Annotated in this window: 15 protein-coding genes; 5 read left to right on the forward strand and 10 right to left on the reverse strand. The window is 71.9% G+C overall.

Annotated elements, in window-relative coordinates; all coding sequences use genetic code 11:
- Positions 1 to 116: 116 nt before the first annotated feature.
- Together IEZ17_RS21350 and IEZ17_RS21355 are read left to right on the forward strand one after the other, a co-directional pair.
- On the forward strand, positions 117 to 1,466 hold the full coding sequence (locus IEZ17_RS21350; protein ID WP_189302516.1) for a hypothetical protein: 1,350 nt from the start codon (positions 117 to 119) through the stop codon (positions 1,464 to 1,466).
- A 73-nt stretch (positions 1,467 to 1,539) separates the two neighbouring features.
- Complete coding sequence (locus IEZ17_RS21355) at positions 1,540 to 1,965, forward strand: SHOCT domain-containing protein (protein ID WP_189302518.1); 426 nt, start codon at positions 1,540 to 1,542, stop codon at positions 1,963 to 1,965.
- Between the two features lie 46 nt (positions 1,966 to 2,011).
- Here IEZ17_RS21355 and IEZ17_RS21360 read toward each other — a convergent pair whose 3' ends face one another.
- Together IEZ17_RS21360 and IEZ17_RS21365 are read right to left on the reverse strand one after the other, a co-directional pair.
- Positions 2,012 to 2,515, reverse strand: coding sequence for a pyridoxamine 5'-phosphate oxidase family protein (locus IEZ17_RS21360; protein WP_189302520.1), 504 nt, complete (start codon positions 2,513 to 2,515; stop codon positions 2,012 to 2,014).
- On the reverse strand, positions 2,512 to 3,852 hold the full coding sequence (locus tag IEZ17_RS21365; protein WP_189302521.1) for a globin domain-containing protein: 1,341 nt from the start codon (positions 3,850 to 3,852) through the stop codon (positions 2,512 to 2,514). The genes IEZ17_RS21360 and IEZ17_RS21365 overlap by 4 nt, the downstream gene beginning before the upstream one ends.
- Before the next feature lie 294 nt (positions 3,853 to 4,146).
- Here IEZ17_RS21365 and IEZ17_RS21370 point away from each other — a divergent pair, with 294 nt between their 5' ends.
- Positions 4,147 to 4,854 carry a response regulator transcription factor gene (locus IEZ17_RS21370; RefSeq protein WP_189302523.1) on the forward strand — a complete coding sequence of 236 codons (708 nt, stop codon included), beginning with the start codon at positions 4,147 to 4,149 and terminating at the stop codon, positions 4,852 to 4,854.
- Between the two features lie 18 nt (positions 4,855 to 4,872).
- Here IEZ17_RS21370 and IEZ17_RS21375 read toward each other — a convergent pair whose 3' ends face one another.
- The 3 genes from IEZ17_RS21375 to IEZ17_RS21385 form a co-directional block, all read right to left on the reverse strand.
- Positions 4,873 to 6,480: a GAF domain-containing sensor histidine kinase gene (locus IEZ17_RS21375; protein ID WP_189302671.1), complete on the reverse strand. Its 1,608-nt coding sequence runs from the start codon at positions 6,478 to 6,480 to the stop codon at positions 4,873 to 4,875.
- 192 nt (positions 6,481 to 6,672) lie between these two features.
- Positions 6,673 to 7,512, reverse strand: coding sequence for an alpha/beta fold hydrolase (locus IEZ17_RS21380; RefSeq protein WP_189302525.1), 840 nt, complete (start codon positions 7,510 to 7,512; stop codon positions 6,673 to 6,675).
- Positions 7,509 to 7,940 carry a helix-turn-helix domain-containing protein gene (locus IEZ17_RS21385; protein WP_189302527.1) on the reverse strand — a complete coding sequence of 144 codons (432 nt, stop codon included), beginning with the start codon at positions 7,938 to 7,940 and terminating at the stop codon, positions 7,509 to 7,511. Before IEZ17_RS21385 ends, IEZ17_RS21380 begins: the two co-directional genes overlap by 4 nt.
- 195 nt (positions 7,941 to 8,135) lie before the next feature.
- Between IEZ17_RS21385 and IEZ17_RS21390 the strand changes: the two genes are divergently transcribed.
- Positions 8,136 to 8,459 (forward strand): putative quinol monooxygenase, encoded by a 324-nt coding sequence (locus IEZ17_RS21390; protein ID WP_189302529.1) that lies wholly within the window; start codon positions 8,136 to 8,138, stop codon positions 8,457 to 8,459.
- Positions 8,460 to 8,704: 245 nt separating this feature from the next.
- On the opposite strand, the gene IEZ17_RS21395 is transcribed toward IEZ17_RS21390, so the two are convergent.
- From IEZ17_RS21395 to IEZ17_RS21405, 3 genes are all read right to left on the reverse strand, one after another.
- Positions 8,705 to 9,283 (reverse strand): hypothetical protein, encoded by a 579-nt coding sequence (locus IEZ17_RS21395; RefSeq protein WP_373299884.1) that lies wholly within the window; start codon positions 9,281 to 9,283, stop codon positions 8,705 to 8,707.
- Positions 9,284 to 9,429: 146 nt separating this feature from the next.
- Positions 9,430 to 10,050 carry an L-threonylcarbamoyladenylate synthase gene (locus IEZ17_RS21400; RefSeq protein ID WP_189302531.1) on the reverse strand — a complete coding sequence of 207 codons (621 nt, stop codon included), beginning with the start codon at positions 10,048 to 10,050 and terminating at the stop codon, positions 9,430 to 9,432.
- Between the two features lie 85 nt (positions 10,051 to 10,135).
- Positions 10,136 to 10,981 carry an NAD(P)H-binding protein gene (locus IEZ17_RS21405; protein ID WP_189302533.1) on the reverse strand — a complete coding sequence of 282 codons (846 nt, stop codon included), beginning with the start codon at positions 10,979 to 10,981 and terminating at the stop codon, positions 10,136 to 10,138.
- A gap of 650 nt (positions 10,982 to 11,631) precedes the next feature.
- On the opposite strand from IEZ17_RS21405, the gene IEZ17_RS21410 reads away from it, so the two are divergent.
- Positions 11,632 to 12,216, forward strand: coding sequence for a carboxymuconolactone decarboxylase family protein (locus IEZ17_RS21410; RefSeq protein ID WP_229852473.1), 585 nt, complete (start codon positions 11,632 to 11,634; stop codon positions 12,214 to 12,216).
- 49 nt (positions 12,217 to 12,265) lie between these two features.
- Here IEZ17_RS21410 and IEZ17_RS21415 read toward each other — a convergent pair whose 3' ends face one another.
- Positions 12,266 to 12,976 (reverse strand): SDR family NAD(P)-dependent oxidoreductase, encoded by a 711-nt coding sequence (locus IEZ17_RS21415; RefSeq protein ID WP_189302535.1) that lies wholly within the window; start codon positions 12,974 to 12,976, stop codon positions 12,266 to 12,268.
- A 100-nt stretch (positions 12,977 to 13,076) separates the two neighbouring features.
- Positions 13,077 to 14,354: an SUKH-4 family immunity protein gene (locus IEZ17_RS21420; protein ID WP_189302538.1), complete on the reverse strand. Its 1,278-nt coding sequence runs from the start codon at positions 14,352 to 14,354 to the stop codon at positions 13,077 to 13,079.
- Between the last annotated feature and the right edge of the window lie 270 nt (positions 14,355 to 14,624).

The raw sequence follows: 14,624 nt of genomic DNA on the forward strand, positions 1-14,624 counted from the left end.
CCCCGCATGGCGGCCGTCTGCCGCCCCTGCCACGCTGGAACGGAGGGGTCCTGGGGCGGCGCACCCCGGGGCGGCGTACCGGCGCCTCGGACCCGGTCCTCGTACAGGGAGGAACGATGGATGCGTCCACCGGCTCCGGTGACCACCACTCCCCTCGCGACGACCGCCCCCTGAACGCCGCCGAACGCGAGGAGTACGAGCGGCTGCGCGGCGCCGCGTCGGTGCACCGCCGCCGGCTGCGCTACGCGAGCGCCTCGATACTCCTCATCCTGGCCTTCCTGCTCGCACCGCTCGCGGTGGTGGCGACGTGGCTCAACAACGAGGTGACGGACACCGGCCGATACGTGGAGACGGTCGCGCCGCTCGCCTCCGAACCCGCCGTGCAGAACGCGCTGACCGACCGCCTGACCAACAGGGTGGTCAACGCCGTCGACGTGCCGGCCCTCACCGCCTCGCTCGCCAGGGCCCTCGATCGCGCCGGTGCCCCGCCCCTGGTGGTCGACCATTCCCAGGCTCTGACCGAGCCGCTCAAGAACGCCCTGACCAGCGCCGTCCACACCATCGTCGCGAAGGTGGTGAAGAGCGACCAGTTCCGTGACGTGTGGCGGAGCGCCAACCGCGTCGCCCACGAGAACGTCGTGAACGTCCTCACCGGCGAGGGGAACCGCGCCCTCCAGGCCAAGGGCGACACCATCGTCCTGAACATCGGCACCGTCGTGGACCACGTCAAGCAGCGGCTGGCCGACCACGGCTACCGGGCCGCCGCGAAGATCCCCGATATCGACAGGACGATCCCGCTGCTCCAGGTCAGCCAACTGAACAAGGCGCAGAGTGCCATGCGGCTGCTCGACATCGTCGGCAACTGGCTGCCCGTCTCGACGATCGCGCTCGCCGCCCTCGCGGTCCGGGCCGCCCCCGCTCACCGCGTCACCCTGATGACGGCGGCGATCGGCATCGGCATCATGATGGTCGCGCTGCTCATCGGCCTCGCCGTGGCGCGCCAGGTCTACCTGGACTCCGTGCCGCCCACCACGCTCCCGCGGAACGCCGCCGCCGCGATCTACGACACCCTGGTGCGCTTCCTGCGCCTGAGCACCCGCACCGTTCTCGTCGTCGCGGTGATCACCGCGCTGGCCGGCTACCTCTACGGCCCGGGGCGCGGCGCCCGGTTCCTCCGCACGGCGAGCGCCCGCGGCACCGGATCGGCCGGCCGCGCCCTGGCCCGCGCCGGGCTGGACACCGGAGCGTTCGGCCGCTGGCTGGACGCCCACCGCCGGTGGACCACGGGCGTGGTCATCGCCGCCGGTGCGCTCGCCCTGTTCCTGTGGAACCTCCCCACCCCGGGGGTGGTGGCGCTGGCCCTGGGCATCGTCGTCCTCGCCCTGATCCTCCTCGGCATCCTCGCCGCCGCCGGGACGCGCGCCCCGCCCGCCGCCGCACCACCCGCACCGGGTGGTGCCCCATGAGGCGCGGGGCGCCATGCCGGAGACCGCAACGGCACACACCTGGTAACCATCACGGTACGGACAGGAGAGCGCAATGGTCGGTTACGTGAATCTGGCCTACGACTACCCGGTTCTCGGGGCGTTCTGGACGGCGATGTGGGTCTTCCTGTGGGTGATGTGGGTCATCCTGCTCTTCCGGATCGTCGCCGACATCTTCCGCGACGACACCATGAGCGGCTGGGCCAAGACCGGATGGCTGCTCCTCGTGCTGGTGCTGCCCTTCGTCGGCGTCTTCATCTACGTCTGCGTCCGGGGCCACGAGCTGGGCCGGCGCGAAGCGCAGCACGCACAGGCAGTGCGGGACGAGTTCGAGCGGTATATCCGCGAGGCTGCGGGCCGCGGGGCCGAAGCCGCCGGCGTGAGCGAAGTGGACCAGCTCGCCAAGCTCTCCGAAATCCGCGCCAGGGGCGATATCTCCGACGAGGAATTCAGCCGGGCCAAGGAGAAGATCCTGCACTGACCGCGCAACCCCGTTCCGGACGAGCCGTCACCTCCCGGCCACCGTGTCATCGTGCGGCTCCCCCTGTTCCCTCCCCCCAGGAGAGCCGCAGCCCGGTGACCAGGTCGGGGCGGATGCGCAGCGCGTATTCCATCCGGTGGTCCGTCCAGGGATGGAGCAACGCCTGGTAGTGCGCCAAGTCGTCAGGATCCGTGACGAGGTGGCAGTAGCCGGTGACCACGACGCTCCAACCGCAGTGCGTGGCGGGGTCGATGACGTCGGCCTCGTAGGCGACGACGATGCCCGCACCGTCCGGCTGCCGGGTCAGTGCCGTCGCCAGGGCCGCGCCCTCGTGGGTACGGATGATGACCTCGCCGTGGTGCAGGAGGTGGTTCACCGGGCGGATGGCCGGCAGTGCGTCCTGGGTGAAGACGATCCTGCCCAGTGGCACGCTGCCCAGCAGCCGCAGCGCCTCCTCGCGGTCCAGTTCGGTGCTGCGGCGCGACGCCTCGGCGTCCGCCCAGGCCGCTCGCCGGTCCTCGGTGGTCTGCCGGTCCGCCGGATCCGTCATCGCGTGCTCCCCGTCGCGTCGCAGGCGCCCGCCGCCGAGGCCGCCGCCGTACGGTCGTCCGCCGGGGCGAAGACCTCGGGCACCGGGTCGTGGTGGATCCGCCCGGCCGGCATGCCGGCCGCGGTCAGCCGCGCCACCGCGGCCCCCACCATGGCGGCCGGGCCGCTGACGAAGGCGCGGTAGCCGGTCCACGCGCCGCCGCGGGCCACCGCCTCGGCCAGCGGACCGTAGGCGCTCGGGGCGCGGTCCTCGTCGAGGACCCGGACCACCCGCAGCCACCGGTGCCGCATCGACAGCCGGGAGAGCGCCTCGGCGCCGTACAGCTCGGCCCGGCTGCGGGCGCCGATGAAGAGGTGTACCCGACCTGCTGGTTGCACGGGGCGGCCACCGCCCGCGCGGCGGCCGGCCCGCTCCTCCAGGAGCGCCTTGATCGGGGCCCATCCCGTGCCGCCCGCGACCATCAGCAGGTCACCCGAGAAGTCCGCGTCGTCGAGGGTCATCGTGCCGCGCGCGGGGCCCAGCCGGAGTGTGCCGCCGACGCGGGTGCGCGACACCAGGGACTCGCTCACCCCGCCGCTGCCGGTCTGCCGGACGTGGAACTCCACTTCGTGGTCGGGCCGCGGCGCGCAGGCGAGGGAGTACTGCCGCCACGCCTGGGGCATCAGCGGGGACTCGACCGCCGCGTACTGCCCGGCCCGGTACGGGTAGGGCTCGTGCATCCGCACCCGCAGCACGGCGAGGTCCGAGACGCATAACTGATGTTCCGTCACTGTCCCTTGCCAGCAAGGAGGTTCGGCCAGGGCGGCGTCGGCGCCCTCGACCATGGACGCGACGGCGAAGCGCAGCATCCGCACCCACGCCTGCTCCACGGCCTCGGCCCAGCGGGGTCCGGCGGTGCGTCGCAGCGCCGCGCAGAGTGCGGCCTCGAACGCCTCGTAGTGCACCGGCCGCACCCCGAGCTTGCGGTGGTCGTGGCCGAGTTGGCGGAAGTACGCGGCCATCTCGTCCGGCCGGTGCAGATTCTCGATCAGGTACCAGAAGGCCCGCGCCAGGTGAGCGCGCTGGAAGTCCATCGATGCGGGGAACAGCGACCGCAGGTAGGGCCACCGGGCGAACATCTCCTCGTAGAGGTGGCCGATGAGGTCCCCGAAGGGCGTCACCAGGTCGAGGTACTGCGTGATCAGCCGCTGGTCGGCCGCGCCATCATAGGAGGCCGCCGCCGATCGGGGCCGCGGGGCCCGTCCGGGGCCGAGGATCTCCCGCCGCAGCCGCATCGCGTCGTGCCGGGCGAGCAGGGCGTGGTACTCGTCGCCGACGGTGGCCGGGAACGATTGCATGGAGCGGACCTCCTGACAGGGCGGCGGGCGGCCGGTGCGATACCGCAGCGGTGCGGCCCCTCCGGGGAAAGGGGTGGTCAGTATGGCAACGCACCTGCGTGCCCGAAGGGCCCCGCCCCCCAGGGCCGTTCGGCCCTTTTGCCGCCCGGTCGCCTGGTAGGACCCTGCTCCTGGGGGCCCGGCCCGCTCCCGGTGTCCCACCGGACCCGGAGATACTGAGGTCCCGTCAAGGACCGGCCCCCGGACGTCCCCGGCGCCGGAGAGCGCAGCCAAGGAACCGCAGAGCGAGCAGTGATGAACCAGCCCCCCGCACCTCCCGTCCCGACCACGCCGCTGCGCGTCTTCATCCTCGACGATCACGAAGTCGTGCGCCGCGGCGTACGGGACCTCCTCGAAGCGGAGGGGGACATCGAGGTCGTGGGCGAAGCGGGCGACGGCCGGCAGGCACTCGCCCGGGTGCCGGCCGCCCGGCCGCAGGTGGCGATCCTGGACGTACGACTCGGCGGCACCGGCGGGCCCGACGGCGACCACGAAGGCATCGAGGTCTGCCGGGAGTTACGGGCCCGGATGCCGGAGCTGGCCTGCCTGATGCTGACGTCCTTCGATGACGACGAGGCGCTGTTCGACGCCATCATGGCGGGGGCGGCCGGCTATGTGCTCAAGCAGATCAACGGCTCGGAGCTGGTGCAGGCGGTCCGCACCCTCGCGGCGGGCGGGTCCACGCTGGATCCGCGCACCGCGACCCGGGTGATGGCGCGGCTGCGCGGTCCGGGCCCGGCCCCCGAGGCGACGCCGTCCGAACTCGACCGGCTCTCGTCGCGCGAACGCGAGGTGCTGGACCTGATCGGCGAAGGGCTGACCAACCGTCAGATCGCTGACCGGCTGTTCCTCGCGGAGAAGACCGTCAAGAACCGGGTCTCGTCCATCCTGTCCAAACTGGGGGTGGGCCGACGGGTGCAGGCCGCGATGGTCGCCGAACGGCTCCGGGAAGCGCGCGACTGACCGGCCGGTCCCGCGGGTTCAGGCGGGCAGCGGTACGCCCCACACGATCCGGGTGCCGCCGCCGGCGGGCGACTCCACGGCGAGCCCTCCGCCGTGCATCTCGGCCCGGGCCCGCATGTTGGCCAGACCGCCGGTATGCGGTGCGGTCCCCACTCCCACCCCGTCGTCCGTCACCGTCAGCGTCACCTCGTCCCTCGCGGTCAGCTCCACGTCGAGGCGCCGGGCGCGGGCGTGCCGGGCGGCATTGCTGAGGGCTTCCGCGGCGACCGCCACCACGTGCTGGGCCAGTTCGTCCGGCACGGCGCTGTCCACCGGCCCGTCGATACGCAGCGCGGGGGCGAAGCCGAGGGACGGGGCGGCCTGCTGCACGGCATCGGTCAGGTCCCGGCGCAGGCTCCGGCCCTCCTTGCCGTCCCCTGTGGTGCGCAGTCCGAAGATGGTGGACCGGATGATCTTGATGGTGGTGTCCAGGTCGTTCACCGCCCGCCCGACCCGTTCGGCCGCCTCGGGCCGCTCGATGAGCCGGGTCGCGCTCTGGAGCGTGATACCGGTGGCGAACAGCCGCTGAATGGCCAGATCGTGCAGGTCCCGGGCTATCCGGTCGCGGTCATGAAGCACCGCCAGATCCTCCGACTCGGCACGCCGGCGGGCGAGTTCGAGAGCGATCACGGCCTGATCGGCGAAGCCCGACAGCAGCCGGACCTCGGTGTCGTCGAACGCCGGCCGGCCCGCCAGCCGGCTCAGCCGCAGCGCCCCGCATCCGGTGTCGATCTGCAACGGGACGGCGATGGCGGGCCCGTACTCCTCCTCGGTCTCGGTACCCGAGCCGAGCGGGTGGGCGCGCGGGTCGGTGCGCAGATCGGCGGTGACCACCGGCCGGCCGCTGCGCACGGCCATACCGGGCAGCGAACCGCCGGCCGGCACCCGCAGCCCGGCGATCCGGCTCGCGCCGGCGCCCCGGGCCACCGCCACCGTCAGATCGTCCGCGGACGGGTCCTCCGGCAGCAGCACGGCCGCGCAGTCGGCGCCGGCCACCTCCAGCGCCCGCTCGGCGATCAGCTGCAACACCTCGTCCGCCCCGGTGCCGGACAGCAGGCTGCGGGTGATCTCACCGAGCGCCTCCAGCCACCGCTCCCGGCGCCGACTCTCGTGGTACATACGGGCGTTGTCGATCGCCACCCCTGCCGCGATGGAGAGCGTGGTCAGCACCGCCTCGTCGTCCGCGTCGAACGAGCCGCCGCCCCGCTTCTCGGTGAGGTAGAGGTTGCCGAACACCTCGTCACGGACCCGGACCGGCACCCCGAGGAAGGTGCGCATGGGCGGATGGTGGGCCGGAAATCCGTAACTGCGCGGGTGCGTGGTCAGGTCGTCGAGCCGCAGCGGTACGGGGTGGCGGATGAGCTCGCCGAGGATGCCCCGGCCGCACGGTGTCCGGCCGATCTGCGCGATGAGCTCGTCGGACATGCCCACGGGCAGAAACCGCGACAGCTGCCCGTCATCGACGACGCCGAGCGCCCCGTACTCCGCGTCGGCGAGGGTCACCGCCGCCTCCACGATCCCGCGGAGCACCTGCGGCAGTTCGAGCCCCCGTCCCAGGCTCATCACCGCGTCGAGCAGGCTGTGCATCCGGTCCGGCTCGCGAAGGTGCGGCCCTTGCGCGGCCGGCGCGTGCTGCGGCGATGCGGACATGACCGTACTGCCCCCCAAGTCCCCTCTGTCTGACCTGCGCAGCGTACGTGATCATGATGACCGTCCCGGCAGGCGACGGCGTGGACCGGCCATCCTCGGCGGCCGACCCGGCAAGTGGCGCCCGGCCGGTCATCCGCGGAGGAACGCCAGCACCGACTCCGTCTGCCCGAAGATCGCGTGCCCGGCCTCCGGCAGCAGGTTCACGGTCGCGTGCGGGACTTCCCGGCGCACCCGCCGCGCGGTCTCCTCGGAGTCGAACATCGCATCGCGGCCACCGACCGTCACCAGCAAGGGCATCGCAAGGCCGCGCAACGCCTCGTCGGAGAACACCGGCAGCCGCTCCGTTCGCGGCTTGAACTGCCGGAAGACACCCACCACTTGGTCGAGGACGGACCGCAGCTCCGGCCCCTCCAGGCCCGTGGCGAGGCGCACCGACCGACGCATCCCCCAGCGTCCGAACGGGCGCAGCAGCGCGGCCCTGACCATCCACCCCATCGTCTGCTTCCCCAGGCCGCCGGGGCACAGCAGGGCCAGCCGCGTCACCCGCTCCGGTCGGCGGGTGGCGTAGTCCAGGGCCATCCAGCCACCGAGGGAGATCCCCACGAACGCGGCACCGGTGATCCCCAGCCCCGCCAGCACATCGTCCAGCCACCGCGCAGCGCCGTCGGACGCCAAGGCCGGGCGGGACGGCGCGCTCAGGCCCGGCTCGCCGACGAGGTCGACGGCATACGTACGGAAATGCCGCGCCCAGGAAGCGACATCGCCCAGCCACATCGTCGCATTCGCCCCCGAACCGTGCAGCAGCACCACGGGCGGTGCCTCCTTCGGCCCGGAGACGACGACGAAGGTCTCGCCCTCACGGGTCGGCACCCGCACCTGCTCGGCAGGGACCGGCCAGGCGCGGAGCGCCTCCTGATAGCGCCGCTGGATCTCGGCGGCTCCGGCTTCGGACTTGTAGATCGCGCTCATGACGCGAGTACCCCCTCCATATACGCGAACAGCCGGGCCGTGTCCGCCAGGCTGCCCAGGACCACGACCTTCAGCCGGGCCCGCTCCTCGTCGTAGACCGTCTGGATCCGCAACGACCCGTCCTCCGCACGGCGGTTGGCGGCCGAACCCATCAGGAGGGTGGTCAGACGGTGGGCCGTCTCGGCGTCGACCGCGTCGACCTCCACGATGCTCGACACCTCGGTGTGCAGCTGCCGCCCGTCCACGTCATCCGGCGGCGCGGGCACCGGACGGCCGGTGAACGCCTCCAGGTCCTGGTGCGCGATCCGGTACTGCTTGCCGATGCGCACCGCCGCGAGCCGCCCGTCCCGCACGTAGGAGCGGATGGTGCGGACATGCAGTCCCAGGCGTTCCGCGACCTGCTCCACGGAGTAGAAACGATCATTCACGGAAGTACCTTAACCTTCCCTATCTTCCACATCAACAGGGAAGTTTACGGAAGGGCAAGGAACGGTTAGGGCTCTGACGCCGCATCCACTCCGGCAGGCAACCGCCCGGCGGCCCGGAAGCCACCGACCGCACCCGCGGACCCGCACTCAAGGGGCAAAATGCGCGAGAAGCGGCAAATCATTTACAGTACCCGGATGATCTTTATCGTTGTGAAGTTTCCCGTGAAGCCCGAACACGTCGAGGAGTGGCCCGCAAAGGTCGGCGCTTTCACGCAGGCCACCCGTGACGAGCCGGGCAACCTGTGGTTCGAGTGGTCCCGCAGCCTTGAGGACCCGAACACCTACGTGCTGGTCGAGGCGTTCAAGGACGATGCCGCCGAAGCGCATGTGAACTCCGACCACTTCCGCGCGGCGCTGGAGCAGATGCGCCCACTGCTGCGCCGTACGCCCGACATCGTGAGCACCACCATCGAGGGCGCCACCGGCTGGAACGCGATGGGCGAGCTGGTGATCGACTGACGACCGCGGGTAGGGCCTCTGCGGGGCCCTACCCCGCCACGCGGGCGTCGATCACGAGCCGGGCGAGCCGCCGTGGTGCGGCCCGCGCTCCGAACTCCTGGTCCAGGGCGACACGGCACAGGCGGGAGTCACCGAACTCGTAGCGGGCCGGCAGCGCCGAGATCCCGTGCGCGTCCAGCGGGTAGGGGCCGCGCGTCCGCGCCGGCCACCGGGGGGCGCAATCCGCTGCGCTGCCCCGTCGCGGCTCATGCGACCGTCTGGTCCCCGTCGGGCAGATCCCGGACCGTCACCTTCGCCGGCGGCTGCCCGAGTCCGTCCGCCACCGCCCTGGCCAGACCCTCGGGATCCGGCCCGGCCGGTACGGGCACCTGCGCGCCCTCCGGGTAACTCTCGATCGCCTTGCCGAAGTAGCTCGGGTCCCACGCCCCGACGGCGCCCCGCACCTCCACGGCACGCACCGCGCGCGACCCGATCCGCTGCTCGACGGCGGCCAGGATCCGGTCCGACCGGTACTCACCCGGCACCTGGAACAGGCTGGCGTGCGCGCCGATCTTCCCACCGTCCTGAAGCCGGACGGTCACCGTCAGACAGCTGGTCACGCCGGGGTAGACGATGGTGCCACCAGGGCCGACCTCGCCCACCTGCCCCTCGGTGATCCTCACGCTCGCGGCCGAAGCCGTCACCGGAGCCGGGGCGCGCCCGCTCGCGGCAGCCGGCTGCGCCTGCGCCACGACGAGCGCACCGGCGGCGCCGAGATGGACGGCCAGCAGGAAGCCCGCGGCGATCGGCCGGACGCCGCCTCCAAGGACTCGTCCGCTCCCCAACACCCGTTCCGGCTCCACCGGTTGAGCCCGCCGCCCCTGCCACCTCTGCCCGGTGAACACCCGCGCCGCCACCGTCCGCCCCCTTCCCGCCGCCCCGTCGTCCCGATCTCGTCCCGATTCCGGGCCCTGCGCGAACCGTCCGCCCGCTACTCGAACCGCGACGTGTCCCCCGCCCCACGGCGTACGATCTCGACCTCGCCGCCCGAGAAGTCGACGACCGTGGTCGGCTCGGTGCCGCAGTCGCCGGAGTCGAGCACTGCGTCGATCACATGGTCGAGCCGCTCCTTGATCTCCCAGCCCTGCGTCAGCGGCTCCTTCTCGTCCGGCAGCAGCAGGGTGCTGGAGAGCAGCGGCTCGTCGAGTTCGGCGAGTAGTGCCTGGGCAACGGCATGGTCCGGAATCCGGACACCGACCGTCTTCTTCTTCGCGTGCAGCAGCTGGCGCGGCACTTCCTTCGTGGCGGGCAGGATGAAGGTGTAGCGACCGGGAGTCGCCGCCTTGATCGCGCGGAACACATCGTTGTCGATGTGCACGAACTGGCCCAGCTGCGCGAAGTTCCGGCAGACGAGAGTGAAGTGGTGACGGTCGTCGAGGTTCCGGATCGACCGGATCCGGTCGATGCCGTCGCGGCTGCCCAGCTGGCATCCCAGCGCGAAACAGGAGTCCGTCGGATACGCGATGAGCGCGCCGGATCGGATGCTCTCGGCCACCGTGCTGATGGTGCGCCGCTGCGGGTTCTCGGGGTGGACGTCGAAGTACTTCGCCATCCGCCGAGTCTAGGTGATCGGCAGGACGAGGACGGTGGGCGCCGGGCCGCCGCCGGTACCCCTCATTGCCCTTGCACTGTCTGTCCTACCGGAAGGCGGCGATGTGGCGACGGGCCCAGTCGGCGAAGGTGCGGGGAGCGCGACCGAGGACCCGCTCGATGTCGGGGCTGATCCGCTGCTCGGCGGGGGTGGGCCTGCCCAGGATGTCGAGGGTGGTCTCGGCCACCGGCTCGGGCATGAACCGCAGCATCTGCGCCCGCGCCTCGTCCTGCGTCTGCTCGATGAACCGGATCGGTTCGCCGAGTGCCTCGCCGAGCGATGCGGCTTGCTGCCGCGGCGTGACGAGTTCCGGCCCGGTCAGTTCGTAGGCACGTCCGGCATGGCCGCCGTCGCGCAGCGCCGCGGCGGCGACCTCGGCGATGTCGGCCGGGTCGACGGTGGGCAGACCGATATCGCCGAACGGGGCGGCCACGGCACGCCGGGCGCGGACCGACTCGGCCCAGGCGTAGGCGTTCGAGTCGAAGCCACCGGGCCGCAGGATCGTCCAGTCCGCGCCGGATTGCCGGACGGCGTCCTCCCTGGACCGGGCCACGCCCCCATGGGAGGCGGACTCGGGTCGGGTGACGACCCCCTGGGACGACAGCAGCACGATGCGCCCCACTCCGCAGGCGCGTACGACATCGAGGACGTCCCGCGGGCCGAACGGACGGCCGCTGCCCCCGCCGTCGTGGAGGAACAGCGCATCGGCGCCGTCGAGAACGGGCCGCAGGCTCTCCGGGTCGGTCAGGTCCGCCCTCCGGTGGAGGACCCCCTCCGGCACGGCGTCCCCGGAGACCCCGCGGGACACCGCCGTCACCTTCTCCCCTGCCACGGCGAGGGCCTGCACCAGCGATCGACCCACATTGCCGGTCGCCCCGGTCACTACGATCATGATGAACTCCCCTGAAATACCGGAAAATACCTGGCTGTTGGCGCCCCATCGGGCCAGAGCGCCGGCGGCTGGGCGGGACGGCCCCACCGCGACGCACGGACGCTAACACCGCCGGGACAGTAGGTACCTAGAGGAAAGTGACTGTGCCGAGGGGAACCGGGGCCGTTCGTGCGAGCCGGGTGGGGCGTGCGACATCCGTCGGGAGGGGTGCGTGTCCGTCGAGCGGATGCGGGTCCACCGCCGACTGGATCCCGCGCCCCGCCACCGATGTCCTGGAATCCGTACGGACAGTGCGCAGCCCGACCGTCGCGAGGCCCCAGATGCCCGCTTCCCTGCGTGCGTCACCCCCGGTGCATCGGCCCCCCGATGCGCAGGGTCCGGCGCGCCGCCCGCCAGGACCCGTGCCGGCGCCGGGAGTTGGGACACCCAGGGCGAGGCCGGAGTGGCTCCGGGCGGCGCGGGCGCCCGGTCGGGTTCGGCGGCCCAGCGTTCGGAGCAGCGGTGCAGGCCCTGCGATTCCCTGACCGAGGGGCCGATGCTGCGCCCATGATGCCTGTCGTTCGTCTCCGCACAGGATGGCGCTTCGGTTTGAGAAACACTACCCTCTCGCCAGGCGCTTCTAAAAACGAAGCAGACATGAGGACGACTCCATGACGACGGCACGTATCGCTCCGGTCGCTCCGCCCCATCCCGCTGACGTCGCGGCCGTGCTGGGCCGGATGATGCCGAACGGAGAGGAGCCGCTCGCCCTCTTCCGCACCTATGCACACCACCTGCCGCTGGCCGAGGCCCTGCACACCTGGGGCTCCTACGAGCTCGGCCGCCGGCTCAGCCTCGGCCTGCGGGACCGGGAGATCGTCATCGACCGCACCTGCGCCCGGTGCGGCTGCGAGTACGAGTGGAGCGTGCACATCGCCCGCTTCGCATCCCGCGCGGGACTGACCGCGGAGCAGATCGCCTCCCTCACCCACGGGACGAGCGCCGACCCCTGCTGGACGGCCGATCGCGACCGGCTGCTCATCGACGCGGCCGACGCGCTGCACACCCGCCACGACATCGACGACGCGCTGTGGAGCAGGCTCACCGCCGAGTTCGGCACCGAACAGCTGCTGGACCTGCTGATGCTGTGCGGCTGGTACCACGCCATCAGCTTCACCGCGCGCGCCACCCGGCTGCCCCTGGAGCCCGGCACACCGCGGTTCGGCGACTTCCCGCCCCGGCACCGTGCGCCGTGACGGCCGCCCGCGCGGAAGGGGAAACCACGGACGCCGCAGCCCCCAGGGCTCAGTGCCCCCAGGACCCTCCGCCGTCCACCTCCATGATGTGACCGGTTATGGACTTGGCCTCGGGCAAGGTCAGGAAGTTCACGACCGCGGCGACCTCGGCGGGCTGGATCAGGCACTTGGTGCGGGTCCGGGCGACGAGCTGCCGCTGGAACTCCTCCGGCAGAGACCGGTACATGGGCGTATCGGTGGGCCCCGGGCAGATGACGTTCACGGTGACGCCGTACTCCGCGACCTCCTCGGCCAGCCCCCTGGCAAAGCCCAACTGCCCCGCCTTGGAGGCCGCGTAGTTGGTCTGCGTGGCGCCGCCGGCCAGGGCCAGGGCGGACGACATCACGATGATGCGGCCCGCACGCCGCTCCTTCATGCTCCGGCAGGCGCGCCGGGAGACCTTCATCGTGCCGGTCAGATTGACCTCGATGACCCGGTCCCACTGCTCATCGGTCATCTCCTCAAGGAGGTTGTTGGCGATGACGCCCGCACTCGCGACCAGGACGTCCACCTCCCCCAGCTCCTGCTCGATCTGTGTGAACGCGCGATCGACCTCATCGGTTCTGGTCACATCGCACCGGATCGGCAGGAGGCCGGGGAGCTTCGGCGCTTCGGTGGTCAGGTGCGTGATGGCGACCTTGTTGCCCAGGGCCAGCTGGTGTTCGGCGATGGCCAGGCCGATACCGCGGGACCCGCCGGTCACCAGAACTACTCGGGACATGGGTATGCACTCCTTGCTGTCGATAGAGGTGCCGTGGGTGAGTATCAGTCACCCGGAGGCATAACCGACAGCCGGGTATGGTTTTCGATTGCCAACGCTTCTAGCAGAGGAGCCCGCCGGTGTAGTCGTCCTCCGCCAGTAGCCGCCACGAGTGCCGGGAGGTGGCGAACGCCTCCGGATCGACGTCCCGGACCATGTCGTCGACCACATTCGCCAGGAGGGACTGCGGGGTGAACACCGCCCACTCGCCGGGCTCTCCACCGGCTCCCAGGTCCCATCGCTCCCATTCCGCACGCAACTGCCCGTACGTCCAGCAGGCGTGGAGCAGGGCCGACACGTCGCGGTGGAGATACGCCGCGGGATCGCCGTCGTCGTACCAGTCGGGGAGTTCCACACGGCCGGTGGCACCGTCCAGGGCTATGACGAGGTCGTGCGGCCACCAGCCCAGTGCGAGGAAGTTCCGCTGGTAGTCGCGACTCGGCTGATCGTCCTGATCGGTGCCGGGGTGGTCGTCGCCCGGCTCGGCCGCCGGTGCGTCGTACTCGTCGGGATGGGCCTCGGCCATCGTGCGCAGCGGCCCGTCATGCGGTGTGAAGAAGCCGGCGTCGCAGGGCAGTCCGATCTCGGTGAGCAGACGGCGGGTCGGCTCGTGGGTGAGCTGGGGCGGCAGCTCGTCAGGGGTGTAGCGGCGGACCTGGCCGTCGACGTCGATCTGCGCGACGAGTTCGGGAGTGAGGACGTAGGCGAGCTCACCGGGAGCGCCCCGCTTCGTGCCCCAGTGCAGGGTGCGGACCAGCAGCGACGTCGGCCAGTGGGCGGGCGGGGTCGGCCCGGCGAACAGCTCGGGGTCGATCCGCCGCATCCGCTCCTCGGCGTGCCGGCGCACCTCGGCGATGACCGCCGGCCCGCGGCGCCCTCCGTACGGGTCGCTGCCGCGCGGCGGGGCCGAGACGGCCTCGATCTCCCTTATCAGCCCGGCCAGTTCGGGGACTCCGGACGCCAGGAGGTCGCCGCGCCACCCGTCGTGCTCCTCCGCCAGGAGATACACCCTGCCGCTCGCGCCGTCGAGCGCAAGCTGCGCCTCGCAGTAGTAGTCGTCCCCGAGCAGGAGAAGGGTGCTCGGGGCGCTGTCGCCCGCGGCGGTCGCCGTGCCCTTCTCGCCGATCGCCCCGTCGCCCCGCAGCGGCTTCAGCTGCCCGTCGCGCGCGGCCGTGAACTGGAGGTCGGCGGCCTCCTCGGGCAGCCCGTGCGCCACCAGGAACCGCCGACTCGGCTCATGTGTCAGAGCGGGCGGCAGCGCCGCCGCGTCCCAGCGACGCCACCCGGCGCCTGCCGTCGCGTCCGTCCCCTGCCCGCTGCCGCCCCCGTAGCCGGTCATGAACTGCCGTCCTCCCCGCAGATGTCGCTCGTCCCGTCGCTCACGACACTACGCGGGACCACTGACAGGCAACGGGTCGCGCCGGGAGCGGCTTCGCCGTACGAGGCCCGGGGTGCCTAGGCCGCCCGGGGGTATCCCCGCTCCCCCTGGCGTTCGCGGGCAGCCGGGAGCGGTACATATCGGGCATGACCGATCCTGAAGAGTACGCACAGGTGATGACGTGTGAGGGTGCTGTGTACCGCCCGATCGTGCCCGACGGCGGTACGGACG

Origin of the sequence: Streptomyces albospinus, assembly GCF_014648695.1 — a bacterium.
Classification (GTDB): domain Bacteria; phylum Actinomycetota; class Actinomycetes; order Streptomycetales; family Streptomycetaceae; genus Streptomyces; species Streptomyces albospinus.

Bases quoted from the DNA above. Each gene is read 5' to 3' on its own strand.
- IEZ17_RS21350 (WP_189302516.1), top strand. From the start codon at position 117: ATGGATGCGTCCACCGGCTCCGGTGACCACCACTCCCCTCGCGACGAC.
- IEZ17_RS21355 (WP_189302518.1), top strand. From the start codon at position 1,540: ATGGTCGGTTACGTGAATCTGGCCTACGACTACCCGGTTCTCGGGGCG.
- IEZ17_RS21360 (WP_189302520.1), bottom strand. From the start codon at position 2,515: ATGACGGATCCGGCGGACCGGCAGACCACCGAGGACCGGCGAGCGGCC.
- IEZ17_RS21365 (WP_189302521.1), bottom strand. From the start codon at position 3,852: ATGCAATCGTTCCCGGCCACCGTCGGCGACGAGTACCACGCCCTGCTC.
- IEZ17_RS21370 (WP_189302523.1), top strand. From the start codon at position 4,147: ATGAACCAGCCCCCCGCACCTCCCGTCCCGACCACGCCGCTGCGCGTC.
- IEZ17_RS21375 (WP_189302671.1), bottom strand. From the start codon at position 6,480: ATGCACAGCCTGCTCGACGCGGTGATGAGCCTGGGACGGGGGCTCGAA.
- IEZ17_RS21380 (WP_189302525.1), bottom strand. From the start codon at position 7,512: ATGAGCGCGATCTACAAGTCCGAAGCCGGAGCCGCCGAGATCCAGCGG.
- IEZ17_RS21390 (WP_189302529.1), top strand. From the start codon at position 8,136: ATGATCTTTATCGTTGTGAAGTTTCCCGTGAAGCCCGAACACGTCGAG.
- IEZ17_RS21400 (WP_189302531.1), bottom strand. From the start codon at position 10,050: ATGGCGAAGTACTTCGACGTCCACCCCGAGAACCCGCAGCGGCGCACC.
- IEZ17_RS21405 (WP_189302533.1), bottom strand. From the start codon at position 10,981: ATGATCGTAGTGACCGGGGCGACCGGCAATGTGGGTCGATCGCTGGTG.
- IEZ17_RS21410 (WP_229852473.1), top strand. From the start codon at position 11,632: ATGACGACGGCACGTATCGCTCCGGTCGCTCCGCCCCATCCCGCTGAC.
- IEZ17_RS21415 (WP_189302535.1), bottom strand. From the start codon at position 12,976: ATGTCCCGAGTAGTTCTGGTGACCGGCGGGTCCCGCGGTATCGGCCTG.
- IEZ17_RS21420 (WP_189302538.1), bottom strand. From the start codon at position 14,354: ATGACCGGCTACGGGGGCGGCAGCGGGCAGGGGACGGACGCGACGGCA.